Consider the following 21,150-nt stretch of genomic DNA (forward strand, 5'->3'; position numbering starts at 1 on the left):
TCGCCCGGTTGCCGCAGCAAGCCATGCTAAGCTTCAAGCTCGCCTTAATGTCAACGCCCTGAACACTGCGCGTCATAACGCTTTTGCCGTGGCGCGACCGCGCTTGACCTTCAAGCGAACTTTAACCTTATCGTGCGGGTATCACCTGCCGAGAACCGCGCCATGACGCCCTTTTCCCCCCTCACGCTGCCCAATGGCAGTCAACTGGCCAACCGCCTTGCCAAAGCCGCCATGGAAGAAAACATGGCCGACCCGCAACACGCGCCTTCCGACGCGCTGATCCGCCTGTATCAGACCTGGGCCGAGGGCGGCGCTGGTCTGCTCATCACCGGCAATGTCATGGTAGACCGCCGCGCCATGACCGGCCCGGGCGGGGTGGTGCTGGAATCAGGGCGCTTCGGCCAACGTTTTGCCGCCTGGGCCGCCGCTGCCCGCTCGCACGGCGCGCAGGTGTGGATGCAGATCAATCACCCCGGCCGGCAAATGCCGGCGGCGCTGGGCCAGCCCACGCTGGCGCCTTCGGTCGTACCGATGGATCTGGGTAACTTCTCCCGCCAGTTTGCCGCGCCGCGCGCCATGAGCGAGACCGACATCGACGAGGTGACGTCCCGCTTTGTCCGCACCGCGCAGCTGGCGGAGCAATTCGGCTTCAACGGCGTGCAGATCCATGCCGCACATGGCTACCTGCTCAGCCAGTTTCTCTCCCCGCTCACCAACCAGCGCAACGACCGCTGGGGCGGCAGTCTGGAAAACCGCGCGCGCTTGCTGCTGGAGATTGTGCGAGAAGTGCGCAAGGCCTGCGGCGCGGGCTTTGCCGTATCAGTCAAACTCAACTCGGCTGATTTCCAGCGCGGCGGCTTCAGCGCCGCTGACGCCAGACAAGTGGTGGCCTGGCTCAACCCTTTGGGGGTGGATCTGGTCGAACTCTCGGGCGGCAGCTACGAAGCGCCCGCCATGCACGGCCAGGCTCGCGACGGCCGCACGCTGGCGCGGGAAGCCTATTTTCTGGAGTTTGCCCAAGACATCGCCACCGTGGCGCGGATGCCGTTGATGGTGACCGGGGGCATCCGCCGCTATGCCGTGGCGGAGCAGGTATTGCAAAGCGGCGTGGCGGTGACCGGCATGGCCACCGCGCTGGCCATCAGCCCGGACCTGCCGGCGCGCTGGCGTCGCACCCCCGCCTTTGCGCCGCAATTGCGCGCCATCACCTGGAAAAACAAGGTACTGGCCTCGATAGGCTATATGGCAATGGTGAAATACCAGCTGTTGCGACTCAGCCGGGGCCAAACCACCCAGCCGCGAGTGTGGCCGGCGCTTGCCCTGCTGTGTCAGCAGTGGGATACCCAACGCAAAACGCGCCAGTACCGGCGCTGGATGCAAGCGCAAGCCGCCGGGCATTGAACACAGCCTCAAGCCCGCGCCGGGCAAATGCCTACCACTCCCGGCTGTAAACGATGAAACCCTTGTGCTGCGCCAGTTTGTCGTACAGCGCGCGCCCGGCCTGATTGCTTTCATGCGTTTGCCAGTAAACCCGACGGCAGCCGGCGGCTTGCGCCATGGCGCATACCGCCTCGATCAAGGCGCGGCCTATTCCCTGCCCGCGCGCGGTTTCATCGGTATAGAGGTCCTGCAGATAACACACATCTTCCAGGCGGGTAGTGCTGCGATGAAAAACAATATGCGCCAGCCCCGCCACGCGGCCTTTCGCCTCGGCCACCAAGGCCGCCAGCGGTTCCGCCGGCGCAAAAAACCGCGCCCAGGTTTGCGCGGTGATGTTGTCATCCAGCGCGGTGGCGTCGTACCGGCCATAAAAACGGTTATAGCCATCCCATAATGGTCGCCAGGCGGCATAGTCCGCCTCTACCACCGCTCTCACTCGAATCGCATCGCCCATGTTTGCTCCCAGATGCATGGCCCGCCTTCGGCCAAGCTTGTACACCAGCAATCAATAGCCGATGGTGGCCAGAAACTCATCTAGCCAGCCCGACCAGTAACGCGCCGCGTGCCGGCTCAAACCATGCCCGTCGCCGTCCGGCACTGGCGGCGCGTGTACCAAGCGCGTCGGGCTGCCGCCGGCGCTGAACGCCGCATGCCAGGCCACCGGCGCTTCCGGCCCCCAGTACTGGTCGTTTTCCGCGTAGATCCACAAGCTGGGCATGCGGGTGCGCTTGCCCCACTCGGCAAACATGGCCTGCAAGGCTTCCGGGTGACACATGCGGCCGGGCGAGCGCTCCGGATTGCCGCCGCTGCCGCCGGCAAAATTGATGTAGCCGGCCACCCCCTCGGGGCGCGTCGCCGCCACGGCGGCACTGGTGAAGCCGCCCATGGATTGCCCTGCCAGCACAATGCTGCTCGGACGCGCCCAGGGCTGCGTCTTTACCCAGTCCAGCGCGGCCTGCGTCACTTTAACCACTTGCGCTTCGGCCGCATGATAATCCAGCCGTTTTTCGTCGCCGCACTCGCCGTGCGTACCGTAATACTGCCCGCTCGACTCCTGGTCCTGCCCGCCGGTTTCGCCATAACCCGGCCGGATGGGCGCCACTACGGCAAAGCCCTTGCCAGTCCAGTAGGCGATTTGCGACTTGCTCACCGGGTAGCTCAACTTCAGCCGCTCCGCCTGCGAACCAGCCCTGCCATGGGAAAACACCAGCACCGGATAAGGCGGCTGGCCCTGCGCGGGCAGATACACCAGCGTCACCATGTTCAGGATTGAATCCGGCTGCCCTGCGCCAGTAACGGGGATGGGGTACTTGCCGGCCTCCGGAATGGCGCTCTGCCCGGTTGCGGCGGCAGAGGCGTTTACGCCGGCGGCAAATCCGGCAGGGGACAGTAAAGTCAGCAGCAACAGGACCATGGCGCGCATGAAAGAGATATCCGGCGGCAAAATCATGACTCTAGCATGATGCGCGCAGGTGCAGCGCAAGCTGGCGATGCGCTCACCGAATCAGTACATTAGCACTCGCGGCCGGCCAGCCGCCTCATTCCGCACGAGACCGACATGCCGAACATTACCCGCCGCGACTTTCTCAACGGCATCGCCCTGCTGGGCGCAGCCAGCGCCCTCAAACCCACCAGCGCTCTTGCCGCCAGCGATGCCCCGTACCCGCCCGCCCTTACCGGCCTGCGCGGCTCGCAGCCCGGCTCCTTCGAACTGGCGCACAACCTGGCCTGGGCCGGCCAGCGCGATTTCGGCCCGCTCGCCGCCCCGCCGGAACAATACGACCTCATCGTGATCGGCGCGGGCATCAGCGGCCTGTCGGCGGCGCATTTCTATCGCAGCCAGATCAAGGCGGACGCCCGCATCCTGCTTCTGGACAATCATGACGACTTCGGCGGCCACGCCCGTCGCAACGAATTCACGGTCGATGGCCAGCGCTACCTGAGCTATGGCGGTACCCAGTCCTTCGACACCCCCTCCGCCTACAGCAAGGAAGCGCTGGCGCTGCTCAAGGAGCTGGGCATCAGCCTCACCCGGCTGGAAGACGCCTACGACATAGACTTCTTCGGCCAACATCAGCTCACCGCCGGGGTGTTTTACGATGCGGCGGACTACGGCCGCCACGCCCTGATCAAGAGCAGCCCGCCCACACAGGGACAGGCCGCCAGAGACATCCGCCAATGGCTGCCCGGGCTGCAGACGCCGCCCGCCTTTCGCGACACGCTGGCCGCCGCGCCGCTTACCCCCGCCCAACGCAACAAGCTGCGCGAGGTGCTGGCCGGCTCGAAAAAAGCCGTCGCCCATTTCAGCGGCGACGCCGGTGAAAAACGCTTCTACCAGGGGCGCTACGTTGCTTTCCTGCAAACGGTGTATCAAGTGCGTGACCCGGCGCTGCTCAAACTGCTGTCCATGAGCCTGGCGGAAGAAGCCGCGCTGGGCGGCAACGGCGTATCGCTGCCGCTGGCGCAAGAAGGCGGCCTGCCCGGTTTGCCGGACGGCAAAACCCTGGCGCGACTGCTGGACGACGACTCGCTATTGCCCGATGACGAGGATGACGAAGGCGACGCCTACGTCTATCACTTCCCCGACGGCAACGCCACGCTGGCCCGCCTGCTGGCGCGCCGGCTCATCCCCTCGCTGGCCAGCTTCAGCAGCCCCGAAACCTGCCTCACCGCCCGCTTTGACTACAGCCGGCTTGACCAGCCCGGCCAGCCGGTGCGTTTGCGCCTCTCCAGCCTGGCGGTTAAAGCCGACAACGTCGGCAATGGCACGGCGGTGCAATACGTGAACCAGGGCAAACTCCATGAAGCGCGCGCCCGCCATACCGTCATGGCCGGTTGGCACATGATGGCGGCGCACATCATTCCCAGCCTGGGCGCGGAACAGAAAGCCGCCATGCGCGCCAACATCAAGATGCCGCTGCTCACTGTACAAGTGGCCTTGCGTCGCTGGCACGCCATCAAGCAAAGCGGCGTGGCCGCCGCCTACTGCCCCGGCTCCTACTTCCAGTTCGTGCAGATGGATTTTCCAGTCAGCATGGGCAACTACCAGCCCGACCGCTCGCCGGACAAACCCATCACCTTGTTCCTGTCGCGCATGCCCTGCCCTCCCTTGGCCGACGGCAGCGTGGAAGACCTGCTGCGCCAGGGCCGGGCCGACATCCTCGGCACCGACTTCGCCACCTATGAAACCCGCATCCGCCAGCAACTGGCCGCCATGTACGGCCCTTACGGCTTTGACGCCGAGCGGGACATTGCCGCCATCACCGTCAACCGCTGGCCGCACGGCTACACCTACGAAGACGCCATGTACAAAGGCCGCCCCGCCTGGCAACTGGCCAGCAAACGCCATGGCCGCATCGCCATCGCCAATGCCGACGCCACCGGCCGCGCCTACACCGACGCAGCGATAGACGCCGCCTGGCGCGCGGTGCAAGAGCTCAAGCGCGTCTGATGCCGGCCCGCCCCATGCAAAGCTTCCGCACCGGCCTGCGACTGGCCGGCTTTCTGTCGCTGATAACGCTGGTGCTCGCCAGCTGGATATCCTGGGACATTTATCATGACCCGTTGAGCAGCCAGTACCACGATTTGCCCGGTCTGAGTCTGTTGGTCGCCGGCTTCTGCGCCATACAACTCGCCATCGCACTGAGCCTGTCTTTTCAGCGCATCAAGCTGGACAGCGCCAAGCAGAAACTGGCCTACGCCACCATCGGCACCCTGCACCGCTGGCGAGAAATTCCCGTGGCGGACATCCGGCGCATCAAGTTTTATCGCGCAGCCAACAGCTACCGGGGCATGGTGGACAAACTCGCCATCGGCTATGTCAGCCCCGCCGCGCAGCCAACCGAGCAATGGGTGGAGCTGCTCGACAAGCGGATGATGTCGCTCAGCAACCAGCCCTCCGACTTTTTCGACGCCATCATCGACTTTGTCCGCCAGCACAACCCGAGCGCCGAACTCCCGCCGCAGCGCTAACGGCCTTGTGCCCGCCGCCACCGTCTAGCGTCCCGGCCGCCTCGGGAAACGCCTACCCAACCCGCCCCCGCACGCCGCCGCGGCCCAGTGCCTCCAGCCTGCCACCGCCCCCCGCGTGAACGCGGCAGCCATTACCCGCTTTTCTTGCCTGCCCGACCATCCCCGCCGATACCCCCCGTGCCGTTCAATAGCGGCATCAGGTTTGGCGACCTGAACCTAAGACGGACTGACGCAGCTGCGACTGCGTATTGTCCGACTACACCATTGCTTCGCAGCATCCATGACGGGCCTTGGTGGGGATACCCTCGGGTATGCCGGTTGTTAGGTCCGGTTCGCCAACCCTCCCTTGCGCCCGCCACCTCCGCTTGGCGACATGTGGCATGGCGAATCACCTGAGGAGGGTTTTGCCATGAGCGATACACCCCGCAATGCACCGCGCCCCCAGTGGCCATCCATCCCGTCCCTGCCCCTCGATTCCCACAGCCTGGCCGACCCGCGCTTTGCCCTGTTCCTGCAGCAGCTCGGCTTGGGCGAAAGCCCGACGCCAGAAAGCCGGCAGGCCCTCCTGCTGATCCACCACGCCTGCCACATCCTCGATGCGCGGCTGGAGAAAGTGCGCTACCTCATGAACGACAGCGCACAACTGATGAACAAGCTGCTGGCCATGCTGGACAGCAAAGAAGTGGCAGGGCTGGAGCAATACGACCGCTACATCCTGCTCTAGCACCTGCAGGGCGGACTGGATCAAGCCCGCAACGAGCTGCAGCTGGCTTAAGCCCAGCGCGCGCCCCCATGTAAAAGCCCCCGACCATGCGGCGCGGGGGCTTTTGGTCGGCGGAAGGTTGGCCGAAGAGTTGTGGTCGAGCATGGTCGCTGACTCTATTGTAAAAAGTTCTCCAACTTCGCCCTCAGCGCGTCTTCGTCCTTGATCATGCACTCCCAGAGGATAAGAACCGACCAGCCCGCCTCACGCAAAGCAAACTGGGTTCGCGCGTCTCTTTCCACATTGCTCTTAATTTTGGCCATCCAATATTCTGTTCTGGTTTTCGGTATGCGGCAGCGGCCGCAATCATGCCCATGCCAAAAACACCCGTGTACAAAAATCACCTTGGCTTTCCGACGAAACACTAGGTCCGGCTTGCCGGGCAGCTTGGCTACATGCAAGCGGTAGCGAAAGCCCATGGAGAAAACTAAGCGCCGGACCTTCATCTCCGGCCCGGTATTCTTGCTGCGAACCCGAGACATGAGCTTGCTTCGCTGCTGCCGCGTCAACGTGTCCATGGCGTCCCTCTGGCGACGGCTTCGCCTCGGGCGGAGCCTTTACGGATGTGTGATACTATACGCGCCGGCCTTCCAAGAGGGCCGAGACATTGGCAGAGGCTTGATTATTAAGGAGGGTTGAATGGACTACGTGAATGAGCCGGATACGGCGCTCTATTCGCCGAGTGTCGCCTCCCCCATGGCCAGCCCCGTCGGAACAAAACGCCGCAAACCCGCCTTTCATGAGTTCTTCGCCGGCAGCGGACTGGTTTCCCACGCCTTGGCTCCCTATTTCGATGTAGTTTGGGCCAACGACATCAGCGCTAAGAAAGCCGCTGTTTACACGGCGAATCATGCTCCGGGCAAATTCCAATTGGGATCCATCACCGATGTCTACGGCGGGATGCTGCCCAGCGCGACATTGTCTTGGGCGAGCTTTCCTTGCCAGGATCTTTCCCTTGCAGGACAAACGGCCGGCATTGACGCGGAGCGCAGCGGCTTGGTTTGGCAATGGCTGCGCATTATTGACGAGGCCATCGAGCCGCCGCCGCTGCTAGTCGCTGAAAATGTGGTGGGCCTAGTGTCCGTCAAAGGCGGCGCGCATTACCGCGCGCTGCATGAAAAGCTTCGCCAGCGGGGTTATGCGGTGGGCGCGTTGATGCTGGACGCTGTCCGTTGGGTCCCGCAGTCGCGCCCTCGCATTTTCGTTGTGGCCTTTCATCAGGATTTCCCCATCCCGGCGGAGCTCACCGCCGCCGGACCAACTTGGGCTCATCCCGCAGCCGTCGTCAACGCCGCTCAAGGCATTTCCGACTGGGTGTGGTGGCGCTTGCCTGAACCCGAGCCGCGCAAAAAGGATCTCGCAGACATCATCGAATGGGACGCTCCTTGCGATCCACCGGAAATCGCAGCGCGCAATATCGCGCTTATTCCCGATCATCACCGTCGCATGCTAGATGCCCTGGATACTTTCGCAGCGCCCGGCTACAAACGCACGCGCGCCAACGGACAAACGCTAGAACTGCGCTTCGACGGCGTAGCCGGCTGCTTGCGAACCCCAAAAGGGGGCAGCAGCCGTCAGTTTTTAGTGCTCAAGCGCAATGGGACGCTGTCCACCCGATTGCTGACGGTAAGAGAAACCGCACGCTTGATGGGCGCTCCGGACTCTTTCCAATTGCCGGGCACTTACAACGACGGCTATATGGCGATGGGCGACGCGGTCGCCGCTCCTGTGGCCGCGTATCTGGCAAAGCATCTTCTGTCCCCTCTCGCAAAGGCGCTGCATCGCGATGACTCTTGAACAAAGCCTGCGTCATTATCAAAAAGACAAGCGGCTAAAGTCCAAAGGCCAGTTGGCAACTATGTTGTACGTCTCCAGGAAGGCGAGAACGCTCGGCTTACCGCTTGATCCCTCTTTATTGCTAACGAGCAAGCAGGGGCAGATCAATGGCCTGAGCAAAAGAGCCGTGCAAGCCATTCTTGCGGAATACGGCGAAACGCGGGTGTTGGCCGAAGAATGCGGAAGAACCAGCCGCGGCAGCTTGGGCAACATGCAGGATTACGTCGCCTTTCTCAACGATATTCATGCGAAGGGTTTGGCCGATTTAAGCAAAATCGAAGCATGGTGGGTGGAGCGCATCCGCGACTTCTTCGCCGCTAAACCATTCAAACTGAAGTACGACACCAGCAAGTCTTTTCGCGGCATCATCCGCGATCTGCTGCAGCAAGCGGAAAAACGGCAAAAGGACAATCCCGGCACGATGTACGCCGGCGCGGTGCTTCAGCATCTGGTCGGGGCCAAACTTACGTTGGCCCTGCCGGAGACCAGCATCGCCATGAATGGTTTTTCCGTTGCGGACGCCGTTAGCGACCGCAGCGGCGATTTCGTCATTGAGGATGTTGTGGTGCATGTGACCACCGCGCCGAGCGAAGCCTTGATGCGCAAGTGCGCGGCAAACTTGCAAGCCGGCTTGCGCCCTTTAATCGTCACCACCTATCGCAGCGTGCCGGCGGCGGAGTCTTTGGCGGAAATTCAGGGTATTGCCGATCGGTTGGACGTACTGGACGCGGAGCAATTCATCGCCGCCAATATCTATGAATTGAGCGGCTTTCAGGCAATGCGACGCAAACCTACGTTTGACAAACTAGCCGAGACTTACAACGCCATTGTGGACCGTTGCGAGACCGACGCCAGCTTGAAAATTGCCGTAGATTAAGCAGGTATAACTCCCTCATGGAATAAGCCCCCGGCCATGCGGCGCGGGGGCTTTTGGTCGGCGGAAGGTTGGCCGAAACCCTCTTACGCCAGCCATTGCCACGCCAGGCTGCCCGAGGCCAGCCACATGAACACTGCCGCCGCGCGGTGCAAACGGCCCAGTTGCGCGGCAAAGCGCCGCATGACTGTCGGGTGACCGGCCGCCCACGCCACCAAACCATCCCATAGCAACACCGCCAGCAACATCCACGCCCCGCAGGCGGCCTGCCAAGCCAAGGCCATGCCGCGCGCGCAGAGCAAGCCAAACAAGGTGGCGTAAAACAAGGCGTTCTTGGGGTTGAGCGCGCCGGAGAGAAAGCCGGCCAGCCAGGCGTTGCGCTCATGGCTTGATGCAGCGGCACTGTCAGCCAATGAGGCCGGGGCCGCCGCGGCGCGCCAGAACGCCCAGCCTAGCCAGGCCAGATAGACGGCCCCCGACACCAGCAGCCATCGGCTGAAACCCGCGTGTCTAGCCAGGCCCTGCAAGCCGGCCAGCGCCATGAGGATGTACACGCCGTTGGCCGCCGCAATGCCCAGCGCCGTGAGATATCCGCGCCGACGGCCGGCCGCCAGCGACTGTCGCACCAGCAGGAAGAAATCCGGGCCGGGACTCAACAGCGCAAGAAAATGCGCCCCAGCCACCAACAAGAACAATTCAAGCATCGCCATTCCTTTAACGAAACGTCGACACCCCTTGCTGCGCGCCGCCCAAGGGCGATGCGCGCGGGTTGTCGACACCAGAGAAGATGGCGGCAGCATGCGACCGCGGCGCGGCGGCGTATTGGAGAAAAGTGCTCGGAAACGCTTGCAGTCGTCTGCGCGCGGCAAGCGGCAAGGGCGACATCAGCGGCTCGTGCGCGCCTTTGCTGTCGTCACCGGCCACGAACGGGCAGGATGGTTCAATCCGCCCGGCTGCGGTACTGCTCGGGGGTGGCGGCCACGCGCTGACGGAATGCGCGCTGGAAGTGGCTTTGGTCGCTGAAACCCAGCTCCAGCGCCAGTTCGGCCAACGTGACTGGTTGGCGCAGCCGCTGACGGGCAATGTTGATGCGGCAGTCCAGCAGATAGGCATGCGGGGTCTGACCCTGATGGCGCTGAAACTGGCGGATGAGGTGGAAACGGCTGACACCGGCGCGGCGGGCCAGCTCGGGCAACGGCCAGGGGCTGGCGCAATCTTTCCGTATGGCGTTGCATAGCGCCTGCAGCCAGTCGGGCGCGGGTTCGCGCTGCGGCAGGCCCTGCTCCTGCGCCAACAACGACAGCAGGGCGAGCAGTTGCTGCTCGCGTGCGTCCGGCTCGGCCTCGCTCAAACTGGCGCGCAGCATGACGTCAACGGCGGCGTACAGGGCCGGATCGGCCCGCCACAAGGGAAACGCATCGGCGCGCAAGGCGGGGCTTTCTTGCGCCAGCGCGCCAAACCAGTCGTCGCGCAGATAGAGCATGCGGTAGCTCCAGCCACTGCCGGGCCGGGGGTTGCAGCGGTGCACCCGCCCCGGCGGGATCACCACCACATCGCCGGCCCCCAGCGCTTGCGGCGGCAAGTTTTCCAGCGTCAGTTCGGACGCGCCGCCGTCCACCAGCCCGACGGACAGCGCCGGATGTGAATGCGGGTGGTAACAGGCGCGGCTGTCGCGGGCCTGGCGATATTCCACGAAGGGCAGCGCCGGATCGCGCAAGAAGCGATGCACGGACGGTCTCACGCCAGCCTCGCCAGCAAACGGGCCAACTCGTCCGGATTGTCTTCGCTCATGGCGTGGCCGGCGTCCGGCAATACGGCTACCGCCACGCCAAGGGGCGGCAGGCGGTGCAAGTCCTCATCCGGCAGCGAACGTTGGCCGAAGACCACACAGCGCGGCAGACGCAGCACCAGCAGTTGTTCCCGCCAGGACGGCTGCGCACCGGTCACCAGCGACACCGCGGCGCGGTGCACGGCCTGCGGCGCGCAGCTGGCCAGCGTGCCGGCCCACAGCTTGCTGCCCTCTTTCGCCGCCATGGCCGCCATGCGGCGCTGGCCGGTTTCGGCAAACCGCGCTTCGCTCTGTGCCGCCACGGCGCGGCTGAACACACCGCCGCCAGCATCAAGATTGGGTTCCAGCAGCGTTAGCGCGCTGGCGCGCTCGCCCAGCAGGCCCGCCAGCTCGATGGCCACCGCCCCGCCCATGCTGTGGCCCACCAGCCGGACCGCCGGCAGCGCCAATGCCTGCAGCAGATCATGCAGGGTGCGCGCATGGGCGCTGATGCTGTAGGGAAAATCCGCCGGCTTGTCGCTGAAACCGCTGCCAAGCAAGTCCACGACCAGCCGCCGATGGCCGGCCAGCGCCGGATGCGCGGCGACGCCCGCCCAGTCGGCGGAACCGGCGCAGCCTAGGCCAGGCACAAACAATAGCGGAACGCCCTGTCCGGGCCAGTCGTGATAGCGCAGGCCGCCGTGGCCGGTGTCGAAATAGTGCATGGAATACTATATGGAATAAGAAAACAAATTTTTATTACTTTGCGCAATAAAAGCAGCAAGCAATAATGAGATCAACAACATAGCAAGGAGACAGCCCGATGACGAGACTGTCTGAAGATTTCGATTACATCATCCAACCCGGCTGGCGCAATTCCGGCCCCACGCACTGGCAAAGCCATTGGGCCGACAAGCTGAACGCCATCCGGGTGCAAAACGATAACTGGGAAACCCCGCAGCTGGAAGACTGGCTGCACGGGCTGGATCGCGCGCTGGATCAGGCCCGCCGCCCGGCCATTGTCATTGCCCATAGCCTGGGCTGCATCGCCACCGCCCATTACGCCCTGCGCCACCCGCGCCGCATTGCCGGCGCCTTGCTGGTGGCCCCGGCCGATGTGGAACGCGCCTTCGTCCCGCGCGAACTGATGCCCTTTGCGCCCTTGCCGCGCCTGCCCCTGCCGTTTCCGGCGCTGGTGGCCGCCAGCGACACCGACCCCTTCTGCCAACCACCGCGCTCGGCGCGGCTGGCCGGTTACTGGGGCTGCCCCATCCGCTGGCTGCCGGGCGCCGGCCACATCAATGTGGATTCCGGCCATCACCAATGGGAAGACGGCTTTGCCCTGCTGGAAGCGGTAAACCGGCGCGCCGCGCTGCATCGCCAGCTGGCGGCCTGAACGCCATAGGAGCTTGTGCGCCCAGGAAGAAACTCAGCCGGGAAAGCACTGCGGCCTGTGCATTTTGCTGGCGTTTTCTACGTCTTGACCTTGCTGCGCGGCCCGATTTGCACAGCGGCTGACAACGATATGACGGGAACCTTGCGGCCGGATGACAACTCCATCCGCTTTTGACCATCGGCGGCTGGAATGTCACACTGCCGCATCCGTCTTGTCTTTCCATAAGGAAACGCCCATGTTTGCCGTACGCCAACTTGCCGCCGGCCTCGCCGTCGCCGCCCTGTCCATGCCGATGCTGGCCCACGCCGACGCCGCTCAGGACGCCGCCGCCAAGGAGCTGGCCCAGACCATCGGTCTGAACAACATGCCCACAGATCTGGCGCAGCGCACCACCGCCTCCGCCGGCCCGCTGCTGCAGGAATACTTCGTCAAGAACAAGATCAACCTGTCGCCGGAACAGCAGAAGAAAGCCCAGGACGGCTTCAAGACGTATGCCGAAGGCGTACACAAGTCCGCCGTGGACTACTTCAACTCCGCCGCCGTGAAAAAGCAGTTTGAAGACGAAGTGGCCAAGTCTTACAGCGCCAAGTTCAGCGCCGACGAACTGAAGCAGATCGCCGCCTTCTACAAGACGCCGGCTGGCCAGAAGATGATCAAGGAACAACCGGGTGTCATCGACAACATCGCCAAGAACATGCTGGCCAGCGCGGAAAAAACCCTGCTGCCCAAAATGCGCACCGCCGCCGAGAAATACGGCAAAAGCGTTTCCGCCAAGTAAGGCTGCCGTTGTTTGACGCTTAGCCTTGCGCGGTGCGCTGCGCAGGCCAACAGGGAGTCGAGGGCATGGTGAAGTTGGGCTATCTGATCAGCTATGTGGACAATGTGGAAGCCGCGCTGACGTTTTTTGAACAGGCTTTCGCCTTCAAACGACGGCTGCTGGTGGAAACCGGCGACTATGGCGAACTGGAAAGCGGCGACGCCGTGATCGCCTTCGCCGCGCATTCGCTGGGCCGCGACAACCTGCCCGCCGGCTATGTGCGCATGGATGCCTCCGCGCTGCCGCTGGGCATGGAACTGGCGCTGGTCTGCGACGACCTGGCCGCCACTCATCAGCGCTGTTTGCAGCACGGCGCCGCCGAACTGCAGGCCCCCGCGCAAAAACCTTGGGGCCAGACGGTGTCTTACCTGCGCACGCCATTCGGCCTGCTGCTGGAATTGTGCACCCCGCTCTAAGCGCTGCCCGGCTGCACCGCCTGAATCAAACGGCCCCCTTCGGGGCCGTTTTTCATGGCTGCGGCAAGGGCACCATGATGATGCTTTTGGTGAAGGCGACCGTGTCGTCGCCGGCATTGAGGTAGTCGTAAGGGATGTCGGAAGCGAAAGACAACGCCTGACCGGCCGCCAGCATCGCGCGGCGGTCCGGCAACACCACTTCCAGCGTGCCCCGATAGACATACAGCATCTCGTGACAACCCGGCGCGTCCGGCTCCGCGCGATAACCATCGCCCGGGCCCAGCTGCCAGTGCCACAGCTCGAACACCATGCCGGGGCGGGGGATGGTTTCCATCAGACTGGCGTGACTGTCCGTATGCGCGCCCTTCCAGATGCGCAGCGGCAGGGCCAGTTCCGGCACGGGCATCGGCGGGCGCACCGCTTCGGCAAACGTCAGCCCCAGCGCGCCGGCCAGCTTGTCCACCGTGGCGATGCTGGCGTTGTTTTCTCCTGCTTCGATGTTGACCAGCATGCGCCGGCTGACGCCGGCCAGCTCGGCCAGTTTTTCCTGACTCCAGCCCTTGGCCACCCGAGCCTGCCGGATATTGGTCGATACGTGCTGGATGACAGACAGCGTGCCGTTGCTCATAGAGTTTGTGCAATATATTGCGCCATGATTGACATGTGCATTATATTGCTCACACCCCTACCTGACAATCGCACCCGCCATGAACACCACGCTTAGCGCCGCACCGCCACAGGGCGGCCACTCTTCCCGCTTGCCGGACTTGGTGCTGATCGGCATCACCATGATCTGGGGCTTTACCTTCCTGACCGTGCAGCACGCCTTGCAATGGGCCGGCCCGCTCACTTTCGTAGCGCTGCGCTTCGGCGCGGCGGCGCTGATCGCCGCGCTCTACGGCTGGCGACAACTGGCCGGCCTCACCCGCCGCGAGCTGCTCACCGGCGCGCTGGTGGGCTGTGTGCTGTTTGGCAGTTACAGTCTGCAAACCATCGGCCTGCAATACATCCCCAGCAGCAAATCCGCCTTTCTCACCGGGCTGTATGTGCCGCTGGTGCCCTTGATCCAGCTGCTGCTGTTCCGTCGCCATCCCAAACTTGCCGCCTGGCTCGGCATCGCCGTGGCCTTTGTCGGCCTTACCCTGCTGTCCGACCCGCGCGGCATGACACTGACGCTGGGCAAGGGCGAATGGCTGACCATTGCCGGCGCGGCGGCCATTGCGCTGGAGATCAGCCTGATCAGCCGCTTCGCCAATGGCGTGGAGGCGCGCCGGGTAGCGGTGGTGCAGTTGTTCACCGTGTCCTTGCTGGCCGGGCTGGGATCGCAACTGAGCGGCGAGGCCGCACCGCAGTGGAACCCGGTGCTGCTGATCAGTCTCTTGGGGCTGGGGCTGGCTACCGCGCTGATCCAGATCGCCATGAATTGGGCGCAGAAAACCGTGCCGGCCACCCGCGCCACCATCATCTACGCCATGGAGCCGGTCTGGGCCGGGCTGGTGGGCGCGCTGGCCGGCGAAAATCTCAGTGCGATGGCCATCACGGGCGCGGCGCTGATCGTGGCCAGCGTGCTGATCAGCGAGCTGGGCGGCGCGTCTGACTGACAACCGCATGCCAGCCACATGGAAAAAGCCCGCGTCTGCGGGCTTTTTCTTTGCTGGCGTTTCCGCCGCATCACGCGAATCAGATACGGCGCAGCGCTTACAGCGCCTTGATTTTCTCCAGCTCCGCCGGGCTGTACTTCTTCTCGGTGGATTTGGTGATGTCGGTCATCAGGGTGCTGTTCAGATCATGCGCGGACTGCACCGCCCACAGCATATTGCCGTTGCTCCATTGGTTGGCGAAGGCCAGCGCAGCCTCCGGAGAGCTGGCGTAGAGCGAGCGCAGCATGGCATCCACTGCCGGCTGCTGGGTGACGAGGCGCGCTTCCAGCTTGCCTTGCCAGGCCTTGAGCAAGGGGCCGTACTTGGCCGGCTGGGTTTGCGCCAGCGTGGCGTTGGCGCGGAATGCCCAGTAGGCGGAGGTGGTGTCGTAGTTGGCCGAACCGGCGCGCATCGGCTGCGGCACGTCCTTGAGCGCGCCCTCGTACAGGGGCACGAACAGCGCGCCCGCCGGGCTGCCGAAGGACTGCCAAGTCAGCGCGCCCAGCTCCGCCGGCATGTCGGCGCGCAACTGGATGATATGGGTTTCGATGGTGCGATCCACGCCCATAGGCCGGTCGGCATCCTTCACCGAGGCCAGCGGCGTGCCGTCAAATCGGGCTCGCAGCACACGGGCGGCGTCCGCCACACCGATGGCCTTTTCGGGCTTCATCACCAGCGGATACTGCTGCTGGCGAATCTTTTGCGCCGTAGCGGGGTTGAGCAGGTGCTGGCCCAGCCATTCACGGTCCACATTGTAGCGATCGCCCACCACGCCAAAGGCTTTGGCGAAGTTGAAGCGGTGACGATCCACCTTGTCCAGCAGGCCGTGTTTGGCGACAAAATCCGCCAGACCGGGGCTGGCGATCACATTGGCGCTGTCATCCAGATCGATATCATGCAGGCGCAGACCGTTGGCCACCATGATGTAGCCGTCCTGCGGCACGCGGTAGGCCAGATAATGATGGCCGGAGCCGATTTCCATATACCAGGCTTCCTTGGTATCGGCGATCAGCACGCCGTTGCCCTCGCCCGCGCCGAAACGGTCGATGTAAGCGGCCAGCAGCGTCACCGCTTCGCGCGCATCGCGGGCTTGCGGCAGCAACAACGAAGGAATCACCGCTTCCACCACGCCGCTGTCCACCAGCGGGTCGGCCTTCTTGGCGCGCTCGTTCACCTCGGCGCTGTTGGTGGCGGATACCGCCACATTGCGTTCGTTCACGCCGCGCTCTTCATACAGCCCATCGCCGCCGGCGGTATCGCCATTCCAGTCCATCAGGCCGCTATAGCGCAGGAAGTTGGCCGGCGCCGGCACCTTGAGCCCGTTCTTGAAGCTAAGGGTTTCGTCTTTGTCCGCCACCCGCGCCGGATGCAGCACCAGCCGCTTGTTCCAGTTGTTGATGTAATAGTCTTCGTTGCGGGCAATGATAACCGAGCCGTCGGCGGAAGCTTTGCTGCCCACGATCAGCGAGGAGCAGGCTTGGGCGAGGTCGCTGCCCAGCAGTGCCAGCGCGGCAAAGGAAATAGCGGTAAGTCGTGAAAACTGCGACATGATGCTCTCCAGATTGGCAAGATAACTGGAATGAAATGCTAGTCTTGCCGCAGCCAACATGCACTGTCTGCCATGACGCCAGCTTGACCCCCGTCAATAATATGAAAACATCCTGATATTCAAACTTTCACTTTTCAGTATCAAGCACTTGTTATTTCAGACTTTTCTCGGCATAAATACGGACTACCCATCGGCAGCCGCGCCTCATGCGCCGACGGGCTGATGCCGCCCCGCGCTTTCCCTCCGCCGACAAGAATCAGTGCTCTGGCGGGGGCGCAACGCTGCATCAGGTGTTTGTTAGCCGCTCTTGAGTCTTGCCGCGCCATGAATCCGCCATTTGATCGCCTGCTGGCCGACGTGCTCGCCTGCCGCCATTGTGAAGCCCTGTTGCCCGAAGCCCCGCGCCCGGTGCTGCAATGCCATCCGGACGCACGCCTGCTGATTGCCGGCCAGGCGCCGGGACGCAAGGCGCACGCTGCCGGCAAGCCGTTTGCCGACGCCAGCGGCGACAGGCTTCGCGACTGGCTTGGGCTGGATGAAGAGACCTTCTACAACCCGCGCCGGGTGGCGACTCTGCCCATGGGCTTTTGCTATCCGGGCAGTGGTCGCGCCGGTGATTTGCCGCCGCGACCGGAGTGCGCGCCGAGGTGGCGAGCTGCGTTGCTGGACGCGCTGCCCGCCGTACGCATGACGCTGGTGATCGGACAATACGCCCTGCGCTGGCATCTGCCCGGCAGCGGCAGCGTGAGCGAGGCCGTCGGCAACTGGCGTGCGTACTGGCCCCGGCCGGCGCCCTTGCCGCACCCTAGCCCGCGTAACCAACTGTGGTTGCGTCGGCACCCCTGGTTTGAAACCGATTTGCTGCCCGCGCTGCGTGCTGAAGTGGCGCGGCTGATGGAGGACCCTGCGGCATGAGCCACGCTTTTGCACTGTACACACTGACCTGCCTCGCCCTGGTGGCGGCGCCGGGCCCGGATAACTTGCTGGCCATCGCCCGCGGCCTGTCGCAAGGCAAGCAGGCCGCCGCCGTGTCGGCGCTGGCCTCCGGCGCGGCCATCTTTACCCATGTCAGCGCCGCCGCGCTGGGCCTGACTGCCTTGCTGATGGCCTCCGCCGCCGCCTTCATGGTGGTGAAACTGATTGGCGCGGCCTATCTGCTGTGGCTGGGCGTGCAGGCCATTCGTCACCGCTCGCTGGTGCGCTTCGGCCAACTGCAGCCGCTCCCCTTGTGGCACGTGTTCAAGAGCGGCTTTCTGTCCGGCAGCCTGAATCCCAAGGTGGGGATTTTCATCATGGCCTTCGTGCCGCAGTTCATCCCGCCAGCGTCTGCCAACGTAGGCATGCAAATGCTGTTGCTGGGCGGCTGGTTCGCCCTGCTCACCACGCTGGGCTTCGCCGCCATGGGACTGTCCGCCAGCCTGCTTTCGCGCTGGCTGACGTCTCGGCCCCGCCTGATTGCCGGCCTGAACGTGGGCGCGGGCCTGGCTTTCATTGCAGCCGGCTTGTCCGTCGGGTTTGCCAAGGCGCGGCAAAGCTGATTACCCTTGCGTTTTCCCCCTCCTGTCGCGCCATGAAAGTACTCGAACTGATCAAGCTGCTGGCCTTTGGCCTGCTGGGGCTCAGCTGCCTGCTGTGGGTGTACGGCACCTTTGCCGGCCAGCCGGGTTTTGTCGACATTGCCATCTATATCGGCGACGCAGTCATCATGACCGGCGCCTACCTGATTCCCAGCTTCACCGCCGCGCTGGTGAAAACGCCGCGACTCAAACTGGTGGTGCTGATTAATGTGCTGGGCGGCTGGCTGATCCTGCCATGGATCATCGCCATGGGCATGGCCTTGAAGCGCGACGACCTGCGCGAGCAGCACTGACTCCGCCGCATGCCCCTTTCCACGTTTGCCGAAGGCTGCCGCGCCCTGTGGCGGCCCTTCGCGCGCGACCGTCTGCTGCACGCGCTGCTCCTGTTTTTGCCCCTGTTGTGGTGGCAGGCCCCGCCGCCGGCGCGCGCCTTGCGCGGCGCGGTGGACTGGCCCACGCTGGCCACCTTGTCCGGCTTGCTGCTGCTGACCCAGTGCGTGCAACAAAGCGGCTATCTGGATCACCTCGGCCGGCAAATCCTCAACCGCCTGCGGCATGAACGCGCGCTGGCGCTGTTTTTGATCAGCGCCGCCGCCGCGCTGTCCACCGTGCTCACCAACGATGTCGCCTTGTTCGTGGTGGTGCCGCTGACGCTGGGCCTTGCCGGCGTGCCGGGCCTGCCCGTGGGACGACTGGTCATCTTCGAGGCGTTGGCGGTCAACGCCGGCTCGCTGCTGACGCCCATCGGCAATCCGCAAAACATCCTGCTGTGGCAAAAAAGCGGCCTTTCCTTCGCCGCCTTCACCCTGCAGATGGCCCCGCTGGCGCTGGGCTGCTTCGCCGCCTTGCTGATTGCCGCCTGCTTCGCCTTTCCCGATCAGCGCATCGCGCCCCACGTATCCGGGCAGGCCGGCGGCTATCACGGCGGTTTGCTGGCCCGCGCGCTGGCGCTCTACGGGCTGTTTCTGCTGACGGTGGACAGCGGCCACGCCGGGGCCGGCCTGCTGGGGCTGGCGCTGGTCTTGCTGCTGACCCGGCGCGCCGTGCTGCTGGCGGTAGACTGGAGTTTGATTGCCGTCTTTCTGCTGATGTTCGTGGATATCCACTTGCTGGCATCGCTGCCGCTATTGCGTGAAGCTCTGGCGGCCCTGCCCGCCTCCGGCCCGGCCGGGCTGTATCTGGCGGGGCTGCTGGGCTCGCAAGTGATCAGCAATGTGCCGGCCACCATGCTGCTGGTGGATCGCGCCGGCGATTTGCGTCTGCTGGCTTATGCCGTCAACGCCGGCGGCTTCGGCTTTGCGCTGGGTTCGCTGGCTAATCTCATCGCCCTGCGCATGGCGGCCGAACCCGGCCTGACCCGGCGCTTTCATTACTGGTCGCTGCCAGCGCTGGCGCTGGCCGGTTTTGCCGGCTGGTGGCTGGCGCAACTCACCACATAAAAAAGCCGACGCCCGCAAGGACGTCGGCTTTTTCTGAACGCGCTATCCGCGCAGCGGCTTACAGGGACGGCAGCATGCCGGCGCCGACAAAGCGGTTGTAGCTGCCGCTGGCCACCAGGGCGGCGGCTTTCTCGATGTCCGGCGCAAAGTAGCGATCCTTGTCGTAGAAAGTCACGCGCTCTCGCAATTCAGCCTTGGCCTGCTCCAGCTTGACGCTAGTTTTGTTGGGGGCGCGGAAATCCACGCCCTGGCACGCCGCCAGCAACTCCACCGCCAGAATGCCGGCCGTGTTGCCCGCCATGTCGCGCAGACGACGGCCGGCGAAAGTGGCCATGGAGACATGGTCTTCCTGGTTGGCCGAAGTGGGCAGGCTGTCCACCGAGGCCGGATGCGCCAGCGATTTGTTCTCCGAGGCCAGCGCGGCGCTGGTGACCTGGGCGATCATGAAGCCGGAATTCACCCCGCCGTTGTTCACCAGGAAGGGCGGCAGCTTGGACAGATTGCTGTCGATCAGCAAGGCCATGCGACGTTCGGACAAGGAACCGATTTCAGCAATGGCCAGCGCCAGGTTGTCGGCGGCAAACGCCACCGGCTCGGCATGGAAGTTGCCGCCGGACAGGATGTCATTGTCTTCGGCAAACACCAGCGGGTTGTCCGACACCGAGTTGGCTTCCACCTCCAGCACGCTGGCCGACTGGCGGATCTGCGTCAGGCAAGCGCCCATCACCTGCGGCTGGCAGCGCAGGCTGTACGGGTCCTGCACCTTGCCGCAGTTTTCATGCGAGCCTTCGATTTCGCTGTGTTCCAGCAGCTCGCGGTAGGCGGCGGCGGCGTCGATCTGCCCCTGATGACCGCGCACGGCGTGAATGCGGGCATCAAAAGGCGTGCGGCTGCCCAGCGCGGCTTCCACCGACATGGCGCCGGCCACGACGGCGGAAGCAAACAGGTCTTCTGCGGCAAACAGGCCTTCCAGCGCAAAGGCGGTGGAGGCCTGGGTGCCGTTCAGCAGGGCCAGCCCCTCTTTCGGCGCCAAGGTAATCGGCTCGAGGCCGGCGGCGCGCATCGCCTCCGCGCCGGACACGCGCTGGCCGGCGACAAAGGCTTCGCCTTCGCCGATCAACACCGCGCTCATGTGCGACAGCGGCGCCAGATCGCCGGACGCGCCCACGGAGCCCTTCTGCGGAATCACCGGATAGATGCCCTTGTTGAACAGGGTGACCAGCGCTTCGATCACCAGACGGCGAATACCGGAAAAACCGCGCGACAGCGAGTTGATCTTCAGCGCCATCACCAGACGCACGGTGGCGTCGCTCATCGGCTCGCCAATGCCGGCGGCGTGCGACAGCACGATGGAACGCTGCAGCAGTTCCAGCTCTTCCGGGGCGATGCGGGTATTGGCCAGCAGGCCGAAACCGGTGTTGATGCCGTAAGCGGTGCGGCCTTCGGACAACACGCGCGCCACAGTGGCGGCGGAGGCGTCGATGCCGGCATGGCAGGACGGGTCCAGCTGCAGGGTAAGGCCTGTTTCACGTGAAACGCGGCGCAGGTCGGCCAGCGTCAGGCGGCCCGGTACGATGTTGAGAACGCTCATGGTTTCTGTCTCTAGTGTTGTTCTGTGACTCAGGGAGGTTGGCCGAAGGGCAAGCTTCGGCCGGACAGTGAC

The 21,150-nt window shown here is 64.2% G+C and carries 23 protein-coding genes; 14 read left to right on the forward strand and 9 right to left on the reverse strand.

Translation table 11 applies throughout. From position 1 onward, the window contains the following. Positions 1-162: 162 nt before the first annotated feature. Complete coding sequence (locus Q0P52_RS08440; protein ID WP_293760596.1) at positions 163-1,401, forward strand: NADH:flavin oxidoreductase/NADH oxidase family protein; 1,239 nt, start codon at positions 163-165, stop codon at positions 1,399-1,401. Between the two features lie 31 nt (positions 1,402-1,432). Here the strand turns inward: Q0P52_RS08440 and Q0P52_RS08445 are convergent, their stop codons facing one another. After that, on the reverse strand, positions 1,433-1,894 hold the full coding sequence (locus Q0P52_RS08445; RefSeq protein ID WP_293760598.1) for a GNAT family N-acetyltransferase: 462 nt from the start codon (positions 1,892-1,894) through the stop codon (positions 1,433-1,435). Between the two features lie 51 nt (positions 1,895-1,945). Further along, complete coding sequence (locus tag Q0P52_RS08450; RefSeq protein ID WP_293760601.1) at positions 1,946-2,863, reverse strand: alpha/beta fold hydrolase; 918 nt, start codon at positions 2,861-2,863, stop codon at positions 1,946-1,948. A 135-nt stretch (positions 2,864-2,998) separates the two neighbouring features. On the opposite strand from Q0P52_RS08450, the gene Q0P52_RS08455 reads away from it, so the two are divergent. The 3 genes from Q0P52_RS08455 to Q0P52_RS08465 all read left to right on the forward strand — a co-directional run bounded on the left by Q0P52_RS08455 (position 2,999) and on the right by Q0P52_RS08465 (position 6,136). Beyond that, entirely contained in the window at positions 2,999-4,891 is a 1,893-nt protein-coding gene (locus tag Q0P52_RS08455) for an NAD(P)-binding protein (protein WP_293760604.1), read from the forward strand. A gap of 14 nt (positions 4,892-4,905) precedes the next feature. After that, entirely contained in the window at positions 4,906-5,412 is a 507-nt protein-coding gene (locus Q0P52_RS08460; protein WP_293760607.1) for a hypothetical protein, read from the forward strand. A 409-nt stretch (positions 5,413-5,821) separates the two neighbouring features. Beyond that, entirely contained in the window at positions 5,822-6,136 is a 315-nt protein-coding gene (locus tag Q0P52_RS08465; protein WP_293760610.1) for a hypothetical protein, read from the forward strand. 155 nt (positions 6,137-6,291) lie between these two features. On the opposite strand, the gene Q0P52_RS08470 is transcribed toward Q0P52_RS08465, so the two are convergent. Further along, entirely contained in the window at positions 6,292-6,693 is a 402-nt protein-coding gene (locus Q0P52_RS08470) for a very short patch repair endonuclease (RefSeq protein WP_293760613.1), read from the reverse strand. A gap of 121 nt (positions 6,694-6,814) precedes the next feature. Here Q0P52_RS08470 and Q0P52_RS08475 point away from each other — a divergent pair, with 121 nt between their 5' ends. Both Q0P52_RS08475 and Q0P52_RS08480 read left to right on the forward strand, forming a co-directional pair. Beyond that, positions 6,815-7,972: a DNA cytosine methyltransferase gene (locus Q0P52_RS08475; protein WP_293760616.1), complete on the forward strand. Its 1,158-nt coding sequence runs from the start codon at positions 6,815-6,817 to the stop codon at positions 7,970-7,972. Then, on the forward strand, positions 7,962-8,888 hold the full coding sequence (locus Q0P52_RS08480) for a DUF4928 family protein (RefSeq protein ID WP_293760619.1): 927 nt from the start codon (positions 7,962-7,964) through the stop codon (positions 8,886-8,888). Before Q0P52_RS08475 ends, Q0P52_RS08480 begins: the two co-directional genes overlap by 11 nt. Positions 8,889-8,971: 83 nt before the next feature. Here the strand turns inward: Q0P52_RS08480 and Q0P52_RS08485 are convergent, their stop codons facing one another. The 3 genes from Q0P52_RS08485 to Q0P52_RS08495 form a co-directional block, all read right to left on the reverse strand. Next, complete coding sequence (locus Q0P52_RS08485; protein WP_293760622.1) at positions 8,972-9,589, reverse strand: LysE family translocator; 618 nt, start codon at positions 9,587-9,589, stop codon at positions 8,972-8,974. A 236-nt stretch (positions 9,590-9,825) separates the two neighbouring features. Next, the gene (locus tag Q0P52_RS08490) at positions 9,826-10,626 is read right to left on the reverse strand and encodes an AraC family transcriptional regulator (protein ID WP_293813699.1); all 801 of its coding nucleotides are present in this window, start codon (positions 10,624-10,626) and stop codon (positions 9,826-9,828) included. Further along, positions 10,623-11,378, reverse strand: a complete 756-nt coding sequence (locus tag Q0P52_RS08495; protein ID WP_293760628.1) for an alpha/beta fold hydrolase — start codon at positions 11,376-11,378, stop codon at positions 10,623-10,625. Before Q0P52_RS08495 ends, Q0P52_RS08490 begins: the two co-directional genes overlap by 4 nt. Before the next feature lie 98 nt (positions 11,379-11,476). On the opposite strand from Q0P52_RS08495, the gene Q0P52_RS08500 reads away from it, so the two are divergent. From Q0P52_RS08500 to Q0P52_RS08510, 3 genes are all read left to right on the forward strand, one after another. Then, a complete protein-coding gene (locus Q0P52_RS08500) occupies positions 11,477-12,049 on the forward strand; it encodes an alpha/beta hydrolase (protein ID WP_293760631.1) in 573 nt (190 codons plus the stop codon). Between the two features lie 235 nt (positions 12,050-12,284). Then, positions 12,285-12,827, forward strand: coding sequence for a DUF2059 domain-containing protein (locus Q0P52_RS08505; RefSeq protein WP_293760633.1), 543 nt, complete (start codon positions 12,285-12,287; stop codon positions 12,825-12,827). Positions 12,828-12,892: 65 nt separating this feature from the next. After that, positions 12,893-13,282, forward strand: coding sequence for a VOC family protein (locus Q0P52_RS08510; protein WP_293760636.1), 390 nt, complete (start codon positions 12,893-12,895; stop codon positions 13,280-13,282). A gap of 52 nt (positions 13,283-13,334) precedes the next feature. Here Q0P52_RS08510 and Q0P52_RS08515 read toward each other — a convergent pair whose 3' ends face one another. Next, complete coding sequence (locus tag Q0P52_RS08515; RefSeq protein WP_293760639.1) at positions 13,335-13,910, reverse strand: XRE family transcriptional regulator; 576 nt, start codon at positions 13,908-13,910, stop codon at positions 13,335-13,337. 79 nt (positions 13,911-13,989) lie between these two features. On the opposite strand from Q0P52_RS08515, the gene Q0P52_RS08520 reads away from it, so the two are divergent. Continuing rightward, the gene (locus tag Q0P52_RS08520; protein ID WP_293760642.1) at positions 13,990-14,883 is read left to right on the forward strand and encodes a DMT family transporter; all 894 of its coding nucleotides are present in this window, start codon (positions 13,990-13,992) and stop codon (positions 14,881-14,883) included. Between the two features lie 97 nt (positions 14,884-14,980). On the opposite strand, the gene Q0P52_RS08525 is transcribed toward Q0P52_RS08520, so the two are convergent. Continuing rightward, positions 14,981-16,471, reverse strand: a complete 1,491-nt coding sequence (locus tag Q0P52_RS08525) for a C69 family dipeptidase (protein WP_293760645.1) — start codon at positions 16,469-16,471, stop codon at positions 14,981-14,983. A 324-nt stretch (positions 16,472-16,795) separates the two neighbouring features. On the opposite strand from Q0P52_RS08525, the gene Q0P52_RS08530 reads away from it, so the two are divergent. Genes Q0P52_RS08530 through Q0P52_RS08545 form a run of 4 tightly spaced genes read left to right on the forward strand, consistent with a single transcriptional unit; the run spans position 16,796 to position 19,487 of the window. Next, positions 16,796-17,386, forward strand: a complete 591-nt coding sequence (locus Q0P52_RS08530) for a uracil-DNA glycosylase family protein (protein WP_293760647.1) — start codon at positions 16,796-16,798, stop codon at positions 17,384-17,386. After that, the gene (locus tag Q0P52_RS08535; protein WP_293760649.1) at positions 17,383-18,009 is read left to right on the forward strand and encodes a LysE family translocator; all 627 of its coding nucleotides are present in this window, start codon (positions 17,383-17,385) and stop codon (positions 18,007-18,009) included. Before Q0P52_RS08530 ends, Q0P52_RS08535 begins: the two co-directional genes overlap by 4 nt. 32 nt (positions 18,010-18,041) lie before the next feature. Further along, positions 18,042-18,341: a superinfection immunity protein gene (locus Q0P52_RS08540; RefSeq protein WP_293760651.1), complete on the forward strand. Its 300-nt coding sequence runs from the start codon at positions 18,042-18,044 to the stop codon at positions 18,339-18,341. 9 nt (positions 18,342-18,350) lie between these two features. Next, entirely contained in the window at positions 18,351-19,487 is a 1,137-nt protein-coding gene (locus tag Q0P52_RS08545; RefSeq protein WP_293760654.1) for an SLC13 family permease, read from the forward strand. A 58-nt stretch (positions 19,488-19,545) separates the two neighbouring features. On the opposite strand, the gene hutH is transcribed toward Q0P52_RS08545, so the two are convergent. Next, entirely contained in the window at positions 19,546-21,078 is a 1,533-nt protein-coding gene (gene hutH / locus Q0P52_RS08550; RefSeq protein WP_293760657.1) for a histidine ammonia-lyase, read from the reverse strand. Positions 21,079-21,150: the final 72 nt, after the last annotated feature.

Source organism: uncultured Aquitalea sp., from assembly GCF_945957525.1.
Taxonomy (GTDB): Bacteria; Pseudomonadota; Gammaproteobacteria; order Burkholderiales; family Chromobacteriaceae; genus Aquitalea.

Coding starts and splice junctions, on each gene's coding strand:
- Q0P52_RS08440 (WP_293760596.1), top strand. CDS start 163: ATGACGCCCTTTTCCCCCCTCACGCTGCCCAATGGCAGTCAACTGGCC.
- Q0P52_RS08445 (WP_293760598.1), bottom strand. CDS start 1,894: ATGGGCGATGCGATTCGAGTGAGAGCGGTGGTAGAGGCGGACTATGCC.
- Q0P52_RS08450 (WP_293760601.1), bottom strand. CDS start 2,863: ATGCGCGCCATGGTCCTGTTGCTGCTGACTTTACTGTCCCCTGCCGGA.
- Q0P52_RS08455 (WP_293760604.1), top strand. CDS start 2,999: ATGCCGAACATTACCCGCCGCGACTTTCTCAACGGCATCGCCCTGCTG.
- Q0P52_RS08460 (WP_293760607.1), top strand. CDS start 4,906: ATGCAAAGCTTCCGCACCGGCCTGCGACTGGCCGGCTTTCTGTCGCTG.
- Q0P52_RS08465 (WP_293760610.1), top strand. CDS start 5,822: ATGAGCGATACACCCCGCAATGCACCGCGCCCCCAGTGGCCATCCATC.
- Q0P52_RS08470 (WP_293760613.1), bottom strand. CDS start 6,693: ATGGACACGTTGACGCGGCAGCAGCGAAGCAAGCTCATGTCTCGGGTT.
- Q0P52_RS08475 (WP_293760616.1), top strand. CDS start 6,815: ATGGACTACGTGAATGAGCCGGATACGGCGCTCTATTCGCCGAGTGTC.
- Q0P52_RS08480 (WP_293760619.1), top strand. CDS start 7,962: ATGACTCTTGAACAAAGCCTGCGTCATTATCAAAAAGACAAGCGGCTA.
- Q0P52_RS08485 (WP_293760622.1), bottom strand. CDS start 9,589: ATGCTTGAATTGTTCTTGTTGGTGGCTGGGGCGCATTTTCTTGCGCTG.
- Q0P52_RS08495 (WP_293760628.1), bottom strand. CDS start 11,378: ATGCACTATTTCGACACCGGCCACGGCGGCCTGCGCTATCACGACTGG.
- Q0P52_RS08500 (WP_293760631.1), top strand. CDS start 11,477: ATGACGAGACTGTCTGAAGATTTCGATTACATCATCCAACCCGGCTGG.
- Q0P52_RS08505 (WP_293760633.1), top strand. CDS start 12,285: ATGTTTGCCGTACGCCAACTTGCCGCCGGCCTCGCCGTCGCCGCCCTG.
- Q0P52_RS08510 (WP_293760636.1), top strand. CDS start 12,893: ATGGTGAAGTTGGGCTATCTGATCAGCTATGTGGACAATGTGGAAGCC.
- Q0P52_RS08515 (WP_293760639.1), bottom strand. CDS start 13,910: ATGAGCAACGGCACGCTGTCTGTCATCCAGCACGTATCGACCAATATC.
- Q0P52_RS08520 (WP_293760642.1), top strand. CDS start 13,990: ATGAACACCACGCTTAGCGCCGCACCGCCACAGGGCGGCCACTCTTCC.
- Q0P52_RS08525 (WP_293760645.1), bottom strand. CDS start 16,471: ATGTCGCAGTTTTCACGACTTACCGCTATTTCCTTTGCCGCGCTGGCA.
- Q0P52_RS08530 (WP_293760647.1), top strand. CDS start 16,796: ATGAATCCGCCATTTGATCGCCTGCTGGCCGACGTGCTCGCCTGCCGC.
- Q0P52_RS08535 (WP_293760649.1), top strand. CDS start 17,383: ATGAGCCACGCTTTTGCACTGTACACACTGACCTGCCTCGCCCTGGTG.
- Q0P52_RS08540 (WP_293760651.1), top strand. CDS start 18,042: ATGAAAGTACTCGAACTGATCAAGCTGCTGGCCTTTGGCCTGCTGGGG.
- Q0P52_RS08545 (WP_293760654.1), top strand. CDS start 18,351: ATGCCCCTTTCCACGTTTGCCGAAGGCTGCCGCGCCCTGTGGCGGCCC.
- hutH (WP_293760657.1), bottom strand. CDS start 21,078: ATGAGCGTTCTCAACATCGTACCGGGCCGCCTGACGCTGGCCGACCTG.